This is a genomic window from Aeromonas sp. QDB03 (genome assembly GCF_027707985.1).
GTDB classification, from domain to species: Bacteria; Pseudomonadota; Gammaproteobacteria; order Enterobacterales; family Aeromonadaceae; genus Aeromonas; species Aeromonas hydrophila.
Map to the genome: position 1 here is coordinate 247,106 of NZ_JAPCJG010000006.1, position 17,943 is coordinate 265,048.

The following is a 17,943-nucleotide window of genomic DNA, read 5'->3' on the forward strand; positions in this document are numbered from 1 at the left end:
GGTGCCCGTTTCTTTGTCGCCGCTTTTACTTCTCCTGCGCTGGCCCATCTCGTACAGGGCCAATAACCATCCTCTTATCAAGGTTTATCCGGCACCTTGTGATCCACCGCAATTTTCAGATTACCCCCAAAGGTATAATTCCCGCGGTTGGAAGGTCTGCACAATGGAGGCCCTCCGTCTCTTCTTTTTCTCACCAGGGCAGGATCGCCTATGTCACTGATCACCGAGTTGCCAGCCATTTTCGACAGTTTTTCAGATGCCCGCCGTCAGGGCTTTCTGGCCGTGATGGCACTCAAGGAGCGACAGATCCCCCTGGTCGGCACCTACTGCACCTTCATGCCGCAGGAGGTGGCGATGGCCGCCGGTGCCGTGGTGGTATCGCTCTGCTCCACCAGCGACGAGACCATCGAGGAGGCCGAGAAAGATCTGCCCCGCAACCTCTGCCCGCTGATCAAAAGCAGCTACGGTTTCGGCAAGACCGACAAGTGCCCCTACTTCTACTTCTCCGATCTGGTGGTGGGGGAAACCACCTGCGACGGTAAGAAGAAGATGTACGAGTACATGGCCGAGTTCAAACCGGTGCACGTGATGCAACTGCCCAACCGCGCCGATGACGAGGCCTCCCGCACCCTGTGGCGCAGCGAAATCGTCCGCTTCAAGGCGTTGCTGGAGCAGCAGTTCGGCCAGCCCATCAGCGAGCAGGCGCTGCGCGACGCCATCGTGCTGAAAAACCGCGAGCGCCGCGCGCTGGCCGACTTCTACCGGCTGGGCCAGCTCAACCCGCCGGCGCTGAGCGGCACCGACATCCTCAAGGTGGTCTATGGCGCCACCTTCCGCTTCGACAAGGAGCAGCTCATCAGCGAGCTGCAGGAGATGACCCGCCGCATCAAGGCCGAGTACGCCGACGGCAAGCGGCTCGATGCCCGCCCGCGCATCCTCATCACCGGCTGCCCCATCGGCGGCGCCGCTGACAAGGTGGTGCGCCTTATCGAGGAGCACGGCGGCTGGGTGGTGGGTTACGAGAACTGCACCGGCGCCAAGGCGACCGAGCAGTGCGTCAGCGAGGAGGGCGACCTGTTCGATGCCCTGACCGACAAGTATCTGGCCATTGGCTGCTCCTGCATCTCCCCCAACCACCAGCGCATGAATCTGCTGAGCCAGATGGTGGAGGAGTATCAGGCGGACGGGGTGATCGACGTGATCCTGCAGGCCTGTCACACCTATGCGGTGGAGTCGCTCGCCATCAAGCGCCACGTGCGCGATCGCCACGGCATCCCCTACATGGCGGTGGAGACCGACTACTCCAGCGCCGACAAGGGACAACTGGCCACCCGGCTGGCTGCCTTTATCGAAATGCTGTGAGGAGGCGCAGTGTCACTCTCCATCGGGATTGACTCGGGCTCCACCGCGACCAAGGGGATCCTGTTCGACCACAGGGATGGCGGGTGTATCGTCCGCCGTTTTCTGGTGCCGACCCCCTTTCGTCCACTGGCCGCCATCGAGCAAGGCTGGGAGACGCTTTCGGCCGCGCTGCCAGAGCGCCCCCATCTGACCCTGACCGGTTATGGCCGCGATCTGGCGTCGTTCGCCGATCGGCGGGTCACCGAGATCTCCTGCCATGGGCTGGGGGCTCGCCTGCTCTGCCCGTCGGTACACACCGTCATCGACATCGGCGGCCAGGACAGCAAGGTGATCCAGCTCGATGGTGAGGGCAACCTCACCGACTTTCTGATGAACGACAAGTGCGCCGCCGGCACCGGCCGCTTTCTCGAGGTGATCACCCGCACCCTGGGGGCGCGGGTCGAGCAGCTTGACGAGCTGCTGCAAGGAGCCGATCCCCACGACATCAGCAGCATGTGCACCGTGTTTGCCGAGTCGGAGGCGATCAGCCTGCGCTCGGCGGGCATTCCCGCCGAGTCGATCCTGGCCGGCATCGTCCGCTCTATGGCCCGGCGCAGTGCCAACTTCATCGGCCGCCTCGGTGCCAGACCGACCGTGCTCTTTACCGGTGGCGTCAGCCACTGCGCCACCTTCCGCCACTATCTGGCGCAAGGATTGGGCTGCGACGTGGCCACCCACCCGGACGCCCAGTTTGCCGGTGCGCTGGGGGCGGCCCTGTTCGGTGCGCGTGCCCGCTCGGGAGGCAAATCATGAATGCAGAGTTCCTCTACCTGTTCCACTCCACCCTCGGCACGCTCAGGCTGCGCAAGCGGCTGGAGCAGCAGCCCCACGCCTTTCGGGTCTGTGACGTACCGCGCCGGCTCAGTGCCGGCTGCGGCCTCGCCATCCGCCTGCACTGCCCGCCCGAGGAGTGGCAGCAGTGGTGCCAGCGCGGCGAAACTGCTGCCGTTTTTCGTTGTGACGAAGACGGTGAGTATTGCGAACTGGCCCGCTATCCGGCCGCCGACTAGGGCATGATGACGCTTGGTCGGGGAGTTGGCAGTGGGGGGCATGGATGATAAATAGCTATCCCATGGCCGTGTATCTGCGGGTGCTGGCCAGGTTGGCGCTGGGGGGATTCTTCGTCGCCTCCGCCGGGTTCAAGCTGGTGGCGCCGGAGCTGTTCGCCGAGCAGATCGGCGCCTTCGGCCTGCTCTGGTCGCCGTTCATTCCCCTTGCCGTCTGGGGGCTTATCGGGCTGGAGCTCTGCGCCGGACTCGCGGTGATCAGCAACCGGCGCTGGGGACTCTGGCTGGTGATCGGGCTGCTTGCCCTGTTTATTCCGGTGTTGGGCTATGGCATCGCCATCGGGCTCGACATCTCTTGCGGCTGTCTTGGCAGGGCTGATCTCAGCTCGCTGCCACAAGCCCTCGTGCGGGATCTGCTGCTGTTGACGCTTGCGGGCGCCTTGCTGCGCCACTCCCGCCCCGTTTTTACCGTTCCAAAGGAGCAGTGACATGATGAGATTGCAATCCCGCACCCTTCTGGCCTCGCTGATTGCGGCCAGCTTTGCCCTCGGTGGCTGTGGCGACAACCAGTTCGAGCAGGAGACCAAGCTGGAGCAGGCGGCGGTACAGCTCTCCCAGGAGACCCAGCAGGGTGGCTATCAGCTGCTGACCGTGGCGGAGCTGAAAACCCGGATGGATAAAGGCGAGGCGCTGGTGATCATCGACACCATGCCGTTCGAGGACTCCTACAAGAAGGAGCACATCCAGGGGGCCAAGAATTTTGCCTTCGTGAAGGAGGCCAAGTCCGGCGATGACTGGAGCCAGATCGTCGAGGGGAGCGGCACGCCCGAGCAGCTGCTGGCCCTGCTGGGGGACGACAAGACCCGTCCGGTGGTGTTCTACTGCGGCTTCGTCAAGTGCGGCCGCAGCCACAACGGGGCCGCCTGGGCAGTCACTCAGGGCTATCAGCAGGTCTATCGGGTGCCGGGCGGCATCTTCGCCTGGAAAGGGGCGGGTTACCCGGTCACCGCCGAGTAGGCAGGAAACGCTCAGAAACAACAAAGCCCGCACATGCGGGCTTTGTTGTCAGTGGCGCTGCGGCTCAGGGGCGGGCCAATGTCACCACCCGGTTGTCGATGAGGCGGGCCTTGCCGAGATACGCCGCCATCAGGATCACCAGCTGCTCGCTCTCGTCGGTAGCCGCTTCCAGGGTGGCGGCATCGACGATGTCGATGGCGTCGGTCCGAAAACCGGCCTTGTCGAGGCGCTGGCTGGCCTGGGCCACCAGGGAGGGCAGGTGGTGGTCACCCGCTTCAATCTGCTCGGCGATCCAGTTCATGGTGCGCGCCAGCTCAGGGGCCAGGGCCCGCTCGGCCGCGGTCAGGTAGCCGTTGCGCGAGGAGAGCGCCAGCCCGTCCTCGGCCCGCACGGTGGGTACGCCGACGATCTGGATGGGCATCGCCATGTCGGCCACCATCTTGCGAATGAGCGCCAACTGTTGGAAATCCTTCTGGCCGAAGCAGGCCACATCCGGCTGCACCAGATTGAACAGCTTGGTCACCACTGTGCTGACGCCGCGGAAGTGCCCCGGACGCAGCGCCCCTTCCAGCAGACCGGAGAGGCCCGGCACCTCGACGAAGGTGTGGCTGGCGAGCCCCTGCGGATACATGATCTCCGGCGTCGGCGTGAACACCATGTCCACCCCGGCCGTTTCCAGCGCGGCGCAGTCCTGCTCCAGGGTGCGTGGGTAGTTGGCGAGATCCTCGGCCTTGTCGAACTGCATCGGGTTGACGAAGATGCTGGCCACCACCTTATCGGCGTGGTGGTGCGCCTCTTTCACCAGGGTCAGATGGCCCTGATGCAGGTTGCCCATGGTGGGCACGAATGCGATTGTGAGCCCTTCACGGCGCCATTGGCCGATCTGTTCACGCAGAGCGGCGGGATTGTTAACGACCAACATCAGCAGTTCACCTTCGAAAAGATCAAAGAGAGGCGGGCGGTATGGGCCCGCATGGGTAAGAGAGGAGTGTCAACGGGCAGCATCATCGACAGGACACCTTGGGATGAATCATCAAGAGACGGGTTGCTCAGTCAGCACCAGAGGGCGAAGCGGGGGCGCAGGCCCCCGCTCTCGTCACACTATCGGATCAGTTGAAGCAGTGTTCCGGGCCCGGGAAGGTTCCCTCGCTCACCTGCTTCACATAGAGCCGGATGGCGGCACGCATGTCGCCGGTCTCGGCCAGGAAGTTCTTGGTGAACTTGGGCACATAGCCGGAGGTGATGCCGAAGGCATCGTGCATCACCAGGATCTGGCCGTCGGTAGCGGGGCCGGCACCGATGCCGATCACCGGAATGCGCAGCGCCTTGCTGATGCGCTCGGCCAGCGAAGTGGGCACGCACTCGAGCACCAGCAACTGGATGCCGGCAGCCTGCAGTTCGAGGGCCTGACGGTAGATCTCCTGGGCCTGGAACTCGTCGCGCCCCTGCACCTTGAAGCCGCCGAATACGTGCACGGATTGCGGGGTGAGGCCGAGGTGGCCGCACACCGGCACGCCGTTGCGGGTCAGGTGGCGAATGGAGTCGCACAGCCAGTCGCCCCCTTCCATCTTCACCATGCGGGCACCGGCCGCCATCAGCCGGGCGGCGTTCTGATAGGTCTGCTCCGGAGTGGCATAGCTCATGAACGGCATGTCGGTCACCACCAGTGCATTGGTGGTGCCGCGCACCACGCAACGAGTGTGATAGACCATCTCATCCATGCTGACGCCCAGGGTATCCTGACCCCCCTGCAGCACCATGCCCAGCGAGTCGCCGATGAGCAGCACGTGGGCGCCCTCGTCGTCGAACAGCTTGGCAAAGGTGGCATCATAGGCGGTGATGGCGGTGATTCGTTGGCCTTCCTGCTTCATCTTCAGCAGGTTGGTGGTGGTGATCTTGCTCATAGAGGCTCCTGTTCGTCTGCACCGGGGGCAATGATGGCAAGATCATTGTGCGGGCAGCGGGCAACCAGTTCTGCGAGTGGGGTGCCGCAAGGCAGTACCAGAGCGGGTGCAATCTCGGCCAGGGGCAGCAGCACGAACTCCCGCTCCTTCATGCCGTAATGGGGAACGATGAGGCGTTCATGCCTGATGATCTGATCGCCAAACAGCAGCAGATCGAGATCCAGGGTTCTTGGCCCCCATCGCTCATCCTTGCGCACACGTCCTTGTTCCAGCTCGATGCTTTGTAGTTGATCCAGCAGCGCCAGCGGCGTCAGCCGGGTGTTGAGTCGGGCCACGGCATTGACGTAGTCCGGCTGGTCAGCAGGGCCCATGGGGCGGCTGCTGTAAAACGACGAGGCCTGCACCAGCACGGATTCCGGCAAGGTCGCCAGAGCGGCGACGGCGCGACGAGCCTGACCGAGCGGGTCAGACAGGTTGGAACCAATGGCGATGAAGACCTCGGTCATCACGTCAGTTGTCACTCGGCCGCTTTCGGTTTGCGGCGACGGGGGCGACGACGGTTGCGGCTGTTGCTGCTGCGCTTCTCGCCATCGTTGCTGCGGGCCTCACCGGCCTGACCGCGCTCACCGCTTGCCGGGCGGCGGGTCGCCTCCCGTTGCAGCTGCGGGCGCACGTCCGGATTGGATTCCACGTAGCGCTCCCACCAGCTGGCCAGCTCGCCCAGACCGCGCTCGACCCGGTTGCGCAGCAACAGGAAATCAAACGCCGCGCGGAACTTGGGATGCTCCATGGCTCGCTCGGGGTGGCGGCCCTGACGGCGGGTCAGCCGCTGCTGTAGGGCCCAGATGTCGCGCACATCAGTGGTGAAGCGGCGCGGGACGGCGATGATCCGTACCTGGTTGTCCAGCACCTCGTTGATCGCCAGCATGAAGGCGTCATACCAGGGCAGGCCGCTCTCGTTCTCCAGCACCCGGCCGCGGGCCTCGACACAGCCCCACAACAGGGTGGCGTAGAGGAAGGCGGGGGTGACGCGCTTGTCTTCCCGGACCCGGGTGTCGGTATCGATCAGCGCCTGCTCGATGAACTGCTCGTAGGGCGAGTTGCCGTGCGGGGTAAACAGCGCCGCCACCTGCGGGAACAGCTGTTGGAACAGGCCGTATTCGCGCAGCAGTTTGTAGGTGGCCAGGCCATCGCCAGCCAGGAACAGCTTGAGGGTTTCCTCGAACAGGCGGGCCGCCGGAATATCCTGCAGCAGCGGCGCCAGCTCCTTGATGGGGGCGGCGGTGCGCGGGCTGATGGTCATGTCCAGCTTGGCGGCGAAGCGCACGGCGCGCAGCATCCGCACCGGATCTTCGCGGTAGCGGGTCTCGGGATCGCCAATGAGCTCCAGCTTGCGCTCGGCCAGGTCTTCCAGCCCGCCCTCGAAATCGTGCAGGGTGAAATCCTTGGCGCTGTAGTAGAGGGCGTTGACGGTAAAGTCGCGACGCTCGGCATCCTCTTCGATGGTGCCGTAGACGTTGTCGCGCAGCAGCATGCCTTCATCGGATTGGGCCGACACATGTTTGCTGGTATTGACCTGATGGTGGTGACCGCGGAAGGTGGCCACTTCGATCACGTCACGACCAAAGACGATGTGGGCCAGCCGGAAACGGCGGCCGATCAGGCGGCAGTTGCTGAACAGTGACTTGATCTGCTCCGGCGTCGCATCGGTAGCGATGTCGAAATCCTTGGGCGTCTTCCCGAGCAGCAGATCCCGGACTCCGCCGCCGACCAGGTAGGCTTCGTAGCCGCCCTTGTTCAGGCGATAGAGCACCTTGAGTGCATTCTCGCTGATCTCTTTGCGCGAAATCGGGTGCTGGTCACGGCTCAAGGTACGACGTTGCCCGGCGACACGGGCCGGAATGGGGGACTCCACCGACTGCTCGCCGTCTTCCTTGCCGAGCACTTTGCGGCAAAAGTTTGCGATCTGGGAAAAAATGGTACACCTCGTTATGACTTCAAATTGACGGGAGGCCAAAAAAATAGCGGCCTATCATAGCTCACGCCTAACCAAATGAAAAACCGTGCTGGCAATTGATCTCGTTTGAGAGGGCGCGGCCGGGAAAAATAGCGGTCTATTCCCATCGCTCACGCTTAACCAAATGAAAAACCGTGCTGGCAATTGATCTCGTTTGACTCGGATTATCCCGATAAAATCACGGCCAACCGCGGCGATTTACGTTCAATCAAACCAAAATTGCCTGCGCGGCTCAGTAATCAGCCAGCTGGATCTTCTCGCTGGCAGGCACCCGGGCCAACTGCCAGTGGGCGATGCCCCAGTCGATGATCTCGTCCACCCGGCTCGCCATCAGCTCGGGGGGCGGGCACTGGCCGAGAAAGTGCAGCGCCTGCCACAGGGCCGGGCGCACCTCGTCCTGTGCCAGCGCCGGTGCGTGATTCTGCTTGGAGAGCTTGTTGCCGTCGGCCTGCACCGCCAGCGGCAGATGCACCCAGGCGGGCACGGGGGCGTCCAGCGTCTGGTAGAGGGCGATCTGGCGCACCGTCGGCTCCAATAGATCGGCGCCGCGCACTATCTCGGTGATGCCGCAGTCCATGTCATCGACCACCACCGCCAGGTTGTAGGCATAGAGCCCATCGCGCCGGCGCACGATGAAATCTTCCTCGGCCAGCGCCGCCGGCACCGCAATGCGGCCCTGCAGCCCGTCCACAAAATCGTACACCGGGTGGTGTTGGCGCACGCGGGCGGCAGAGCCCTCTGCGGTCAGCCCAAGCGTGCGGCAGTGCCCGTTGTAAAAGCCGCCGCTCGCCATGATTTCGCGCCGGGTGCAGCGACACCAGTAGAGATCGCCGGCCCGGTAGAGCTGGTCGATGATCTCGTCATAGCGGCTGTGACGCCGGCTCTGGTACATCACCTCGCCATCCCACTGCAGACCATGTGCCTCCAGGGTCTGCAGTATGAGCGGGGCAGCCCCCGCCATCTCCCGCGGCGGATCGATATCTTCGATGCGCACCAGCCAGCGCCCCTGCCGTGCCCTGGCCTGCAGGAAACTGCCGAGCGCCGCGATCAGGGAGCCGAAGTGAAGCGGGCCTGAGGGGGAGGGGGCAAAGCGGCCGATATAAGGGCGGGTCTGGGACGAGGGGATGGTATTCACGGGCATGCGGATTCGGGCAAACGGGACATTGAGGCTGCATTCTGGGACGGCCCGGCCAAAAGCTCAATAAAAAAGGGAGCCCGCGAGCTCCCTTTTTTCTGTTATGCCAGAGGTCGGTATCAACCGGCCATCTGTTTTTCCTTGATTTCAGCCAGGGTCTTGCAGTCGACACAGAGGTCGGCGGTGGGTCTGGCTTCCAGACGGCGGATACCGATCTCGATACCGCAGTGTTCGCAGTAACCGAAGTCATCGTCTTCGAGCAGCAGCAAGGTTTTCTCGATCTTCTTGATCAGCTTGCGCTCACGGTCGCGGGTACGCAGTTCAAGAGCGAACTCTTCTTCTTGCGCGGCGCGATCCACGGGATCCGGAAAGTTGGCAGCCTCATCCTTCATATGGTCAACGGTGCGGTCAACTTCCTGCATCAGTTGGTTGCGCCAGGCTCCCAGGATCTTGCGAAAATGTGCCTTTTGTTGGTCATTCATGTACTCCTCACCCGGTTTTTCCTGGTAAGGCGCCACACCCGCAATGGCCAGGGGGCCCAGAGATTTCCTGTTTTCGCCTGTTGGCATGCCCTGTCTCCTAATTCAGCACGCTACCCGTGCCATCCATAAATTGAGGGCGACATCTATAGCAGAAGGGTAACTTGGAGGCAAACAAGCCGTACCAATAATGTTACCCACTCCAACATTTATTCGCTGCCCTCGGGTAGCAGGTGACAAGATTCAAACGGGATAAAATCTTGGGCCACCATGCTCTGCACCCCAACATGGGGTCGATAGCATAAAATTTCAACCCCTGCCGTAATTGCTTGCTCAATAAGCAGACTATAGTGCGGATCTATATGCGCTGCCGGGCGCATTCTCACGATTCCGGAGTGCAAAACCATAAATAACAGCACGGCTCTGTGGCCTGCCGCCTTCATGGCCATTAATTCACGCAAGTGCTTGGCGCCACGGGTGGTGACCGCATCGGGGAAGTAGCCCATGCCGGCTTGCTCCCGCTCGTCGAGCAGGGTCACCGATTTCACCTCGATATAACAGGCCGGCCGGTGGTCATCTTCCAGCAGCAGATCGATGCGACTGTTCTCTTCGCCGTATTTCACCTCGGTGCGCAGCCTGGCATAGCCGCGCAGCGGGGCGAGGGCATCCTGCTCGATCAGCTCCCGGGCCAGCTGGTTGGCGCGCGCCGTGTTGACGCAGATGAAGTGACCGGCCGGGCTCTCGGCGATCTCCCAGCTGTGGGGCAGCTTGCGCTTGGGGTTGCTTGATGTGGAGTACCAGACCCGGGTGCCCGGTTCGGCGCAGCCGGTCATGGCGCCGGTATTGGCGCAGTGGATGGTGATCACCTCGCCGTTGTCGAGCTGCACGTCGGTCAGGAAGCGCTTGTAACGGGAGATCAGCTGCCCGGATTGCAGGGGGGGATCGAAGATCATGGTATGGCTCTCTTAATCGATGAGTCTGGGCATGGCCGCCAGTCAGGATGCCATTTTCTCTCTGGCCCGCAGCGGCCAGCAGGCGAGGGGCTCGTAGCGCACCCCGTCCGGGGTCGAGAGGGATTGATAGAGGCAGAAGCGGTCGGCCTGCAGCACGAAATCGGGGGCGGGCAAGGCGGCCGGCGGTTCGCTCGCCTTGCGCGACAGGGTGACGTGGGGGCGATAGCCCTGCTCGCCGTTGCCAAGCCCCAGCTTCTCGCCATGGCGACGCAGCGCCCTGGCCAGCACGGTGAGCTCGTTGGGCCACTCCGTCGGGCCGACCCAGGCAGCCTTGGCGCGGCCGAACCAGCCGGTTTCATTGAGCGCTATGGTGAGCGGCGGGCAGTGCTGGCGCTCGACGGCGGCCATCAGGCGGGTGGTGGTGAGCTGATCTGCTTCGCCGAGGAAGGCCAGCGTCAGGTGGAGATTGGCGGCGGGCACCGGTTGACCCGGCCAGGGCAGCTGGTCGCACCAGGCGACGAGATCGGGTGCCAGCGCCTCGGCGGGCAGGGCAAAGAAGAGTTTGGCCATTCGGGTGAGCATGCCTCTTTCATGCAGACAGGGTGGCCCATTCTAGGGCAGCCACTGCATCCTGTCTCGCCGGCCGACATCCGCTCACGGTGCCCGGCCAGGCTGTGGCAGAATAGGCGCCGTTTTACGACTTGCAACAAGAAGGTGCAGATCCCTTTGTCTTCCCTCCCCATAGTGTCGGTGCTGCCCGCACTCTTTGCCGCCATCGACAACCATGCCAGCGTGATCCTGCAGGCGCCTCCCGGCGCGGGCAAATCGACCCTGCTGCCGCTGGAGCTGGTGCGCCAGCATCGGCTGCCCGGTCGCATCATCATGCTGGAACCGAGACGTCTCGCGGCGCGCAACATCGCAGCCTTTCTGGCGCGCCAGCTCGGGGAGAAGGTGGGCGAGCGCATCGGCCTGCGGGTACGTGGCGAGAGCCGCACCAGCAGCCAGACCCGGCTCGAGATCGTCACCGAAGGGGTGCTGACCCGGATGCTGCAGCAGGATCCTGAGCTTACCGGCGTCTCCCTGGTCATCTTCGATGAGTTCCACGAGCGCAGCCTGCACGCCGATACCGCGCTGGCCTTCGCCATCGAGAGCCAGCAGGGATTGCGCGATGACCTCAAGCTGCTGGTGATGTCTGCCACCCTGGATGGCATGGCACTGGAGCGGCTTTTGCCGGAGGCCCCGGTGGTTCGCTCGGAGGGGCGCGGTTTTCCCATCGACTACCACTATCGCCCCGCCAATCGCCAGCAGTGGCTGGAACCCCAGGTCGGCGCCGTGGTGCTGGAGGCGCTGGCTGCCCATGCTGGCAGCCTGCTGGTGTTCCTGCCGGGCCAGGGAGAGATCGAGCGGCTGGCGCAGTGGCTGGAAGGGCGGCTGCCGGACGAGGTGACCCTCGCCCCTCTCTACGGCCGCCTCGACATGGCGGCCCAGCAGGCGGCCATCGAGCCGGCACCTGCGGGGCGCCGTAAGCTGGTGCTCACCACCAATGTGGCGGAGACCTCGCTCACCATCGAGGGGAGCTCCGTGGTGGTCGACAGCGGGCTGGAGCGGCGCGCCTCATTCGACATCAAGAGCGGCGTCACCCGGCTGGAGACCCGCCCCATCGCCAAAGCCTCCGCCACCCAGCGGGCGGGTCGCGCCGGTCGTCTCGGCCCCGGTGTCTGCTACCGGCTCTGGAGCAGCGAGGTGCAGGAGCGCCTCGCCGAGCAGAGCCCGCCCGACATCCTCACCCAGGAGCTGACCAGCCTGCTGCTGGACGCCGCCCAGTGGGGGGCCAAGGTCGAAGAGCTGCCGCTGCTGGACATGCCGCCGGCCACCGCCGTGGCCAGCGCCCAGCGGCTGCTGGTGGCCCTCGGTGCCATGAAGCCGGAGGGTGAGCAACAACTTACCCCGGCCGGCCGCGCCATGGCGGCCTTCGGTACCCATCCCCGGCTTGCCCGCATGCTGCTGCGCGCGCGCGAGCTGGAGGCCGAAGGTCTGACAGGGATTGTCGCCGATGCGGCTTTCCTGGTGGCGCTGCTGGAAGAAGATCTGCGAGGATCGGAGCGCCTCTCCGTGCTGTTCCACCGCCGTCAGGGGGCCCTGCGCCAGAGTGCGGCGCGCTGGTTCGAGCGGCTCGGCGCCCGCCCCGCCAGTGCGCAGGGGCAATGGCTGGGGCTGCTGTGTGCCCTCGCCTGGCCCGATCGCATCGGCAAGCTGCGCAGCGGCAGCCGCTATCAGCTCAGTGGCGGGGTGAGCTGCGATCTGGTAGAAGGTCACCCCTGTCAGGGGCAGGGGGCGCTCATTGCCATCGAGATGGGCCAGAACGAGCGCGGCAGCCGCATCTTCATCGCCGAACCGATAGAGCTTGATGAACTGGTGCGCCAGCTGCCTGAGTTGGTGAGCGAGCGCCAATGGTTCGACTGGGACGAGCGCGAGGAGCGGGTGCGGGCCGAACGCCAGCAGGTGCTCGGCGAGCTGGTGCTGAGCCAGCGGCCGCTGACGGATCTCTCCGATGAACAGAAGGGGCGCTGCCTGCTGCAGGGCATCCGGAGCAAGGGGCTGCATGTGCTGCCCTGGGATGACGCCAGCGAGGGGCTGCTGGCCCGATTGCGCTGTGCCCGCGACTGGTTGCCCGACGAAGGGTGGCCGGCCATGGACGAGGGGTGCCTGCTGGCTGACCTGGAGCAGTGGCTGCTGCCGGCGGTGAGCGGCATGACCCGGCTGGAACAGTTGAAAAAACTCGATATGAGCGACATCCTGCGCCAGTCGCTGCCCTGGCCATTGCCCAAGCGGCTGGACGAGGCGCTGCCCGGCCACTTTAGCGCGCCGACCGGCAGCCGGGTGCGGATCCGCTATCAGCCGGGTCAGGCGCCGGTGATCCCGGTGCGCATTCAGGAGATGTTCGGGCAGGCTGCGACCCCGTGCGTGGCCGATGGCCGGGTGGCGCTGGTGGTGGAGCTGCTCTCCCCGGCCCAGCGGCCGCTGCAGATCACCGCCGATCTGGCCGCCTTCTGGGCCGGCTCCTACGAGCTGGTGAAGAAAGAGATGAAGGGACGCTACCCCCGCCACTACTGGCCGGACAATCCGCTGGAGGCGATGCCGACCAGGGTCACCAAGAAGAAGATGGGATTGTAGGTTCGATTGGCCAAGTCTGATCGGACGTTCGCGAACGCGACATAACAAGTAGAAAGGAAAGCAAAGAGGATTTATGGCAACGCAACGACGCAAGCGCACCCCCAAGAAGGCGGCGCCCAAACGCACCATCTGGCGCACGCTGTTCTGGCTGGGCTTCAAGCTCTCCCTGGTGGGAGCGGCCTTCATGGTGGTGTTTGGCATCTACCTCGATACCAAGGTGCGTGAACGCTTCGACGGCGAGAAGTGGCAGTTGCCGGTGATGGTCTACAGCCGGCCGCTGGAACTCTATCCCAGCCAGCGCCTCTCCCAGGCCCAGATGCTGCGCGAGCTCAACATGCTGAGCTACAAGCAGGTGCGTCAGCCCCACACTCCGGGCGAGTATGCAGTGAGCGGCAACCGCATCGAGCTTATCCGTCGGCCGTTCGAATTCCATGACGGAGCCGATGCCGCCCGCGGCCTGCGCCTCACCTTCAACGGCGCGCGGCTGGAGGGGATCCAGTCGCTGGAGAATCAGCGTCAGCTCGGCTACGCCCAGATGGACCCGGTGCTGCTCGATCGCCTCAACACCGAGGATCGGGAAGACCGCCTGCTGGTGCGCATCGCCGAGGTGCCGGACAGCCTGCTGATCACCCTGCTCACCACCGAGGATCGCGACTTCTACCAGCACGGCGGCGTCTCGCCGGTGGCCATCATGCGGGCCATGGCGGCCAACCTGCTGGCGGGTCGCACCGTGCAGGGGGGCAGTACCCTGACCCAGCAGCTGGCCAAGAACTTCTTCCTGACCCGGGAACGCAGCCTGTGGCGCAAGGCGCAGGAAGCCTACATGGCGGTGCTGATCGACTATCGCTACAGCAAGGACGAGATCCTGGAGGCCTACCTCAACGAGGTCTATCTGGGGCAGAACTTCTCCCAGGGGGTCTATGGTTTCGGGCTCGCCTCCTACTTCTACTTTGGCATTCCGGTCAACGAGCTGGACATCGATCAGGTGGCCCTGCTGGTGGGCATGGTGAAGGGCCCCTCCTATTACGATCCCTGGCGCTTCCCGGAGCGGGCCAAGGCGCGTCGTGATCTGGTGCTCAAGCTGCTGATGGATCACGGCAGCCTGCAACCGGCCGAGTATGAACTCGCCAGCAAGCAGCCGCTCGGCATCATCACCCGCGGCCAGATGAGCTATGGCCGCACCCCGGCCTTTATGGGCCTGCTCAAGCGGGAGATCCAGAGTCGCTTCGGCCCGGATCTGCTCAAGCAGTCCGGCCTCAAGATCTTCACCAGTCTGGATCCCATCGCCCAGCATGCCGCCGAGCAGGCGGTGGAGTCGGGTCTGGCCCAGATCGAGAAGCTGCGCGGCAAGAAGAAGCTGGAGGCGGCCATGGTGGTCTCCGACTGGCACAAGGGCGAGGTGGTGGCCATGGTGGGCGGCCGGGATCCGCGCTATGCCGGCTTCAACCGGGCGCTGGATGCCCGTCGCCAGATAGGCTCGCTGGTCAAGCCGGCAGTCTACCTGACCGGTCTCTCCAACGGCCTGACCCTGGGCACGCCGCTCAAGGACCAGCCGATCCGCATTCGTGGCAAGGATGGCCAGATCTGGACCCCGCAAAACTACGACCGCAAGTTCCGCCAGAGCGTGCCGCTGATGGATGCGCTGGCCAGCTCCCTCAACGTGCCGACCGTCAATCTGGGGCTGCAGGTGGGGCTGGACAAGGTGGTGGACACCCTGCACAAGCTGGGGGTGGAGCAGGAGATCCAGCCCTATCCCTCGCTGGTGCTGGGGGCGGTGGCGCTCTCGCCGATGGAGGTGAACCAGATGTATCTGCCCATCGCCAACCAGGGGCTGACCCAGCCGCTGTCGGCGATCCGGGCGGTGGTCAACAGCGACGGCAGCAAGCTCTATCAGCATGATGAAGCGGCCAAGCGGGTGACCGACGAGCAGGCCAGCTGGCTGACCCTGTTCGCCATGACCAAGACGGTGAGCCAGGGCACGGCGCGCGCGCTCGGTGCCAAGTTCCCCGGCGCCACCATGGCGGCCAAGACGGGCACCACCAACGAGCTGCGCGACTCCTGGTTCACCGGGCTCGACAACAACGAGCTGGTCAGTATCTGGGTCGGTCGCGACGACAACACCCCGGCCGGCCTGACCGGTGCCAGCGGTGCCCTGCAGCTGTTCAGCGGCTACATGAGCCAGCGCGGGGTCAACAGCCTGGCCATGAACATGCCGCAAGGGGTGAGCTGGGCCAGCTTCTCCCGCGCCAGCGGCACCCGGGTCACCAGCGACTGCCCCGGCAGTCTGCAGGTGCCGGCCAAGCTGGCCGGGCTGGCCGAGCCCATGGGCTGCGCCAGCCCGGTGTCCAGCCCGGCCAATGCGCTGGACAACTGGTTCAACGGTTTCTTCAACTGACCGCGGCGGGCAGCCCAGGCTGCCCGCTTGCCCGGAGTGTTCATGTCACATCCTCTGTTTGATGCCATCCACCACGTGGCCATCATCGCCAGCGACTATGCGCGCTCGCGCCACTTCTACCATCAGGTGCTGGGGCTGCCCATCATCGCCGAGACGCTGCGCGAGGAGCGCCAGTCGTGGAAGCTGGATCTGGCGCTGCCGGACGGCAGCCAGCTGGAGTTGTTCAGCTTCCCGGCGCCGCCGCCGCGCTCCTCCCGGCCGGAGGCGTGCGGCTTGCGCCATCTGGCCTTTCGGGTCGCTGAGCTCGACCGGGTCATCGCCCATCTGCAGGGTCATGGTATCGAGGTGGAGCCGGTGCGGGTGGATGAGCTGACCAGCAAGCGCTTTACCTTCTTCGCCGACCCCGACGGCCTGCCGCTGGAGCTCTACGAAGCGGGCCGCTGAGGCAGACCTGTCGCGAGCCTGCATTGCCTCATAAAGAGCAGAAGCCGCCCGGTTAGCCGGGCGGCTTCTTTTCATGGTGTGCGGTGCGTGACGGGGGCGATCAGGCGGTGGTGAGCAGGGTTACCGCAACGGCCATCACCAGCATGCCGACCCAGCCGATGGGCTTGAGCCGCTCGCCAAACAGCAGCAAGCCACCGAGGGCGGTGCCCAGAATGCCGATGGCACCCCAGGTGGCATAGGCCACGGCCAGATCGATCTTGCCGGTGCTCACCGCTTCCGACAGCAGGGTGAAGGCACACAGCACCAGCAGGATGCCGAGAAACCCCCAGCCTTTGTGACGAAAACCAACCGAGCGGTTGATCGCCATGTTGGCACCGATATCCAGCAGGGCCGCCCCCAGTACGATGATCAACGGGTGCATACGGCCTCCTTGGCAGCGCCAAGGCAGCGAGTACAGCCAGTACCTGCGGCCGGTTTGTCATGGGCAGCGCCAAGACGGCGGGTGCTGCCGGTGCCTGCGGCCGGTTTGTCATGGGCAGCGCCAAGGCGGCGGATGCTGCCGGTGTCCGCGGTCGGTTCGTCATGGGTTTCACCCATTGTCACCAGAACAATACCCACTATGGCCAGCGCTAGTCCGATCAACTCCTGAGCATTCAGGTGGTAGTCGAGGAACAGCACGGAGACGACGGTGATCAGCGCGATCCCCAGCCCCTCCCAGAGCGCGAAGGCAATACCAATGGAGATTGTTTTGGCGGCTTTGGCCAACAACAGATAAGAGAAGGAGATGAGCAGCCACATTGGCAGATAGTTGAGCCAGCCGGCCTCGTTCTCCGGGATCATGGCCATGCTGGAGGTCCCGGCGACCTCGGTCAGAATGGCGCCCGTCAGGAAGATGCGGGCCAGGAGCATGCGATTGAATAACATAAAATGTCCTTTTGTTGCTGCGACGGGGCCATGATAGCCGCAGCTTGCTCAGGCGACAGAATCGCTGAGCGTCGACAATTCAGACGCTGATGGTTTGCCTTGCGAGAAGGGGGCAAGGTAAGGTGAATATCGGATACCCTGCTCACGACCCAGATCATGAAGCTCTATCAGATACAACTCTTTGTGGAATCAGCCAGCAGTGGCTCCATTGCCAATACGGCGCGCCGGCTTGGCAAGAGTCGCAGCGCCGTCAGCACGGCGATAGCGGCGCTTGAGGTTGAGCTTGGCGTCGAACTTTTTGAACGAGGTGCCAACCAGAGCCGCTTGACCGAGATCGGCGAGCAGGTGCTGGACGACTGCAAACGGCTGCTGCAGGCCGCCAACAGCCTCAAACTCAAGTGCGAACACTACGCCTCCGGCGCCGAGGTGGCGCTGCGGGTGGCGCGGGATGACGCCATTCCCGAGGCGGTGTGGCGGGAGATGCTGGGGGCGCTGCGCCACCAGTTTCCCGGCACCAGCATCTCGCTGGTGCTGGCCTCGCCGCCGGAGCTGCCCGCGCTGGTGGAGGAGGGGTTTGTCGACGCCGCCTTCGGCCTCATCACCGAGGAGCAGGAGCGCAGCGGCCTCAACATCGAGGTGCTCAACCCGATCCGCACCCTGATGGTGGTGGCCCCGAGCCACCCGCTGGCCAGCCTGAAGCGGGTATTGCAGCAGGATCTGACCGGTCATACCCAGGTCACCCTCTCCTATGTGGACGAATTTTCGGTCAAGAGCCTGCTGCCCATCGGCGGCCACCACATCGGGCTGTCGAGCTTCGAGCTGATGCGCGATGCGGTGCTCGACGGCCTCGGCTGGGCCGTGCTGCCGTCGCCGCTGATCCAGAGCCAGCTGCGGCAAGGGGAGCTGTTGACCTTGAAGCACAAGTTCAGCCTGCAGTGGCGCGACTACGGCGTCTATCTGTCGCAAAATGCCTATCACGGCAAGGTGTTGGCCTGGCTGAGGAAGGCAATCCAGGCCTATCTCGAACCGTTCGAATAAACCGGCCGGCGCTGGGCGGACACGAGGGGGGCAAGTGCAGGGGCTTGTGATCCAT

Annotated in this window: 18 protein-coding genes and 1 pseudogene; 9 read left to right on the forward strand and 10 right to left on the reverse strand. The window is 64.3% G+C overall.

The window, feature by feature from the left end:
- Positions 1-210: 210 nt before the first annotated feature.
- Genes PG900_RS16505 through PG900_RS16525 form a run of 5 tightly spaced genes read left to right on the forward strand, consistent with a single transcriptional unit; the run spans position 211 to position 3,425 of the window.
- On the forward strand, positions 211-1,362 hold the full coding sequence (locus PG900_RS16505) for a double-cubane-cluster-containing anaerobic reductase (protein ID WP_242797614.1): 1,152 nt from the start codon (positions 211-213) through the stop codon (positions 1,360-1,362).
- A 9-nt stretch (positions 1,363-1,371) separates the two neighbouring features.
- Positions 1,372-2,154 (forward strand): acyl-CoA dehydratase activase, encoded by a 783-nt coding sequence (locus PG900_RS16510; RefSeq protein WP_242797616.1) that lies wholly within the window; start codon positions 1,372-1,374, stop codon positions 2,152-2,154.
- Positions 2,151-2,411 (forward strand): DUF3343 domain-containing protein, encoded by a 261-nt coding sequence (locus PG900_RS16515; protein WP_016351890.1) that lies wholly within the window; start codon positions 2,151-2,153, stop codon positions 2,409-2,411. The genes PG900_RS16510 and PG900_RS16515 overlap by 4 nt, the downstream gene beginning before the upstream one ends.
- Before the next feature lie 44 nt (positions 2,412-2,455).
- On the forward strand, positions 2,456-2,896 hold the full coding sequence (locus PG900_RS16520) for a MauE/DoxX family redox-associated membrane protein (RefSeq protein ID WP_242797618.1): 441 nt from the start codon (positions 2,456-2,458) through the stop codon (positions 2,894-2,896).
- 1 nt (position 2,897) lies between these two features.
- Entirely contained in the window at positions 2,898-3,425 is a 528-nt protein-coding gene (locus PG900_RS16525) for a rhodanese-like domain-containing protein (protein WP_242797620.1), read from the forward strand.
- Between the two features lie 64 nt (positions 3,426-3,489).
- On the opposite strand, the gene panC is transcribed toward PG900_RS16525, so the two are convergent.
- The 8 genes from panC to thpR all read right to left on the reverse strand — a co-directional run bounded on the left by panC (position 3,490) and on the right by thpR (position 10,483).
- The gene (gene panC / locus PG900_RS16530; RefSeq protein WP_242797622.1) at positions 3,490-4,347 is read right to left on the reverse strand and encodes a pantoate--beta-alanine ligase; all 858 of its coding nucleotides are present in this window, start codon (positions 4,345-4,347) and stop codon (positions 3,490-3,492) included.
- Positions 4,348-4,534: 187 nt separating this feature from the next.
- Positions 4,535-5,329 carry a 3-methyl-2-oxobutanoate hydroxymethyltransferase gene (gene panB, locus PG900_RS16535; protein WP_011707281.1) on the reverse strand — a complete coding sequence of 265 codons (795 nt, stop codon included), beginning with the start codon at positions 5,327-5,329 and terminating at the stop codon, positions 4,535-4,537.
- The gene (gene folK, locus PG900_RS16540; RefSeq protein WP_135320930.1) at positions 5,326-5,835 is read right to left on the reverse strand and encodes a 2-amino-4-hydroxy-6-hydroxymethyldihydropteridine diphosphokinase; all 510 of its coding nucleotides are present in this window, start codon (positions 5,833-5,835) and stop codon (positions 5,326-5,328) included. The genes panB and folK overlap by 4 nt, the downstream gene beginning before the upstream one ends.
- Positions 5,836-5,846: 11 nt before the next feature.
- Entirely contained in the window at positions 5,847-7,346 is a 1,500-nt protein-coding gene (pcnB, locus tag PG900_RS16545; protein WP_242797623.1) for a polynucleotide adenylyltransferase PcnB, read from the reverse strand.
- A 232-nt stretch (positions 7,347-7,578) separates the two neighbouring features.
- On the reverse strand, positions 7,579-8,487 hold the full coding sequence (gluQRS, locus tag PG900_RS16550; protein WP_242797624.1) for a tRNA glutamyl-Q(34) synthetase GluQRS: 909 nt from the start codon (positions 8,485-8,487) through the stop codon (positions 7,579-7,581).
- 113 nt (positions 8,488-8,600) lie between these two features.
- Complete coding sequence (dksA, locus tag PG900_RS16555; RefSeq protein WP_005304459.1) at positions 8,601-9,050, reverse strand: RNA polymerase-binding protein DksA; 450 nt, start codon at positions 9,048-9,050, stop codon at positions 8,601-8,603.
- Positions 9,051-9,169: 119 nt separating this feature from the next.
- The gene (sfsA, locus tag PG900_RS16560; RefSeq protein WP_042065558.1) at positions 9,170-9,913 is read right to left on the reverse strand and encodes a DNA/RNA nuclease SfsA; all 744 of its coding nucleotides are present in this window, start codon (positions 9,911-9,913) and stop codon (positions 9,170-9,172) included.
- 42 nt (positions 9,914-9,955) lie between these two features.
- Positions 9,956-10,483: an RNA 2',3'-cyclic phosphodiesterase gene (gene thpR / locus PG900_RS16565; protein ID WP_270831863.1), complete on the reverse strand. Its 528-nt coding sequence runs from the start codon at positions 10,481-10,483 to the stop codon at positions 9,956-9,958.
- Positions 10,484-10,639: 156 nt separating this feature from the next.
- Between thpR and hrpB the strand changes: the two genes are divergently transcribed.
- From hrpB to gloA2, 3 genes are all read left to right on the forward strand, one after another.
- The gene (gene hrpB, locus PG900_RS16570) at positions 10,640-13,087 is read left to right on the forward strand and encodes an ATP-dependent helicase HrpB (RefSeq protein ID WP_270831860.1); all 2,448 of its coding nucleotides are present in this window, start codon (positions 10,640-10,642) and stop codon (positions 13,085-13,087) included.
- 73 nt (positions 13,088-13,160) lie between these two features.
- Entirely contained in the window at positions 13,161-15,482 is a 2,322-nt protein-coding gene (gene mrcB, locus PG900_RS16575; protein ID WP_016351880.1) for a penicillin-binding protein 1B, read from the forward strand.
- 42 nt (positions 15,483-15,524) lie between these two features.
- The gene (gene gloA2 / locus PG900_RS16580) at positions 15,525-15,926 is read left to right on the forward strand and encodes an SMU1112c/YaeR family gloxylase I-like metalloprotein (RefSeq protein ID WP_270798038.1); all 402 of its coding nucleotides are present in this window, start codon (positions 15,525-15,527) and stop codon (positions 15,924-15,926) included.
- Positions 15,927-16,026: 100 nt separating this feature from the next.
- Here gloA2 and PG900_RS16585 read toward each other — a convergent pair whose 3' ends face one another.
- Positions 16,027-16,347: an SMR family transporter gene (locus PG900_RS16585; RefSeq protein WP_011707272.1), complete on the reverse strand. Its 321-nt coding sequence runs from the start codon at positions 16,345-16,347 to the stop codon at positions 16,027-16,029.
- A gap of 140 nt (positions 16,348-16,487) precedes the next feature.
- Positions 16,488-16,850, reverse strand: a pseudogene (locus PG900_RS16590) (SMR family transporter); the annotation flags it as partial.
- A gap of 156 nt (positions 16,851-17,006) precedes the next feature.
- Between PG900_RS16590 and PG900_RS16595 the strand changes: the two are divergent.
- Complete coding sequence (locus PG900_RS16595) at positions 17,007-17,888, forward strand: LysR family transcriptional regulator (RefSeq protein ID WP_270798040.1); 882 nt, start codon at positions 17,007-17,009, stop codon at positions 17,886-17,888.
- The last annotated feature ends 55 nt before the right edge of the window (positions 17,889-17,943 follow it).

Bases quoted from the DNA above. Each gene is read 5' to 3' on its own strand.
- PG900_RS16505 (WP_242797614.1), top strand. From the start codon at position 211: ATGTCACTGATCACCGAGTTGCCAGCCATTTTCGACAGTTTTTCAGAT.
- PG900_RS16515 (WP_016351890.1), top strand. From the start codon at position 2,151: ATGAATGCAGAGTTCCTCTACCTGTTCCACTCCACCCTCGGCACGCTC.
- PG900_RS16520 (WP_242797618.1), top strand. From the start codon at position 2,456: ATGATAAATAGCTATCCCATGGCCGTGTATCTGCGGGTGCTGGCCAGG.
- PG900_RS16525 (WP_242797620.1), top strand. From the start codon at position 2,898: ATGATGAGATTGCAATCCCGCACCCTTCTGGCCTCGCTGATTGCGGCC.
- panC (WP_242797622.1), bottom strand. From the start codon at position 4,347: ATGTTGGTCGTTAACAATCCCGCCGCTCTGCGTGAACAGATCGGCCAA.
- panB (WP_011707281.1), bottom strand. From the start codon at position 5,329: ATGAGCAAGATCACCACCACCAACCTGCTGAAGATGAAGCAGGAAGGC.
- folK (WP_135320930.1), bottom strand. From the start codon at position 5,835: ATGACCGAGGTCTTCATCGCCATTGGTTCCAACCTGTCTGACCCGCTC.
- gluQRS (WP_242797624.1), bottom strand. From the start codon at position 8,487: ATGCCCGTGAATACCATCCCCTCGTCCCAGACCCGCCCTTATATCGGC.
- dksA (WP_005304459.1), bottom strand. From the start codon at position 9,050: ATGCCAACAGGCGAAAACAGGAAATCTCTGGGCCCCCTGGCCATTGCG.
- sfsA (WP_042065558.1), bottom strand. From the start codon at position 9,913: ATGATCTTCGATCCCCCCCTGCAATCCGGGCAGCTGATCTCCCGTTAC.
- thpR (WP_270831863.1), bottom strand. From the start codon at position 10,483: ATGGCCAAACTCTTCTTTGCCCTGCCCGCCGAGGCGCTGGCACCCGAT.
- mrcB (WP_016351880.1), top strand. From the start codon at position 13,161: ATGGCAACGCAACGACGCAAGCGCACCCCCAAGAAGGCGGCGCCCAAA.
- gloA2 (WP_270798038.1), top strand. From the start codon at position 15,525: ATGTCACATCCTCTGTTTGATGCCATCCACCACGTGGCCATCATCGCC.
- PG900_RS16585 (WP_011707272.1), bottom strand. From the start codon at position 16,347: ATGCACCCGTTGATCATCGTACTGGGGGCGGCCCTGCTGGATATCGGT.
- PG900_RS16595 (WP_270798040.1), top strand. From the start codon at position 17,007: ATGAAGCTCTATCAGATACAACTCTTTGTGGAATCAGCCAGCAGTGGC.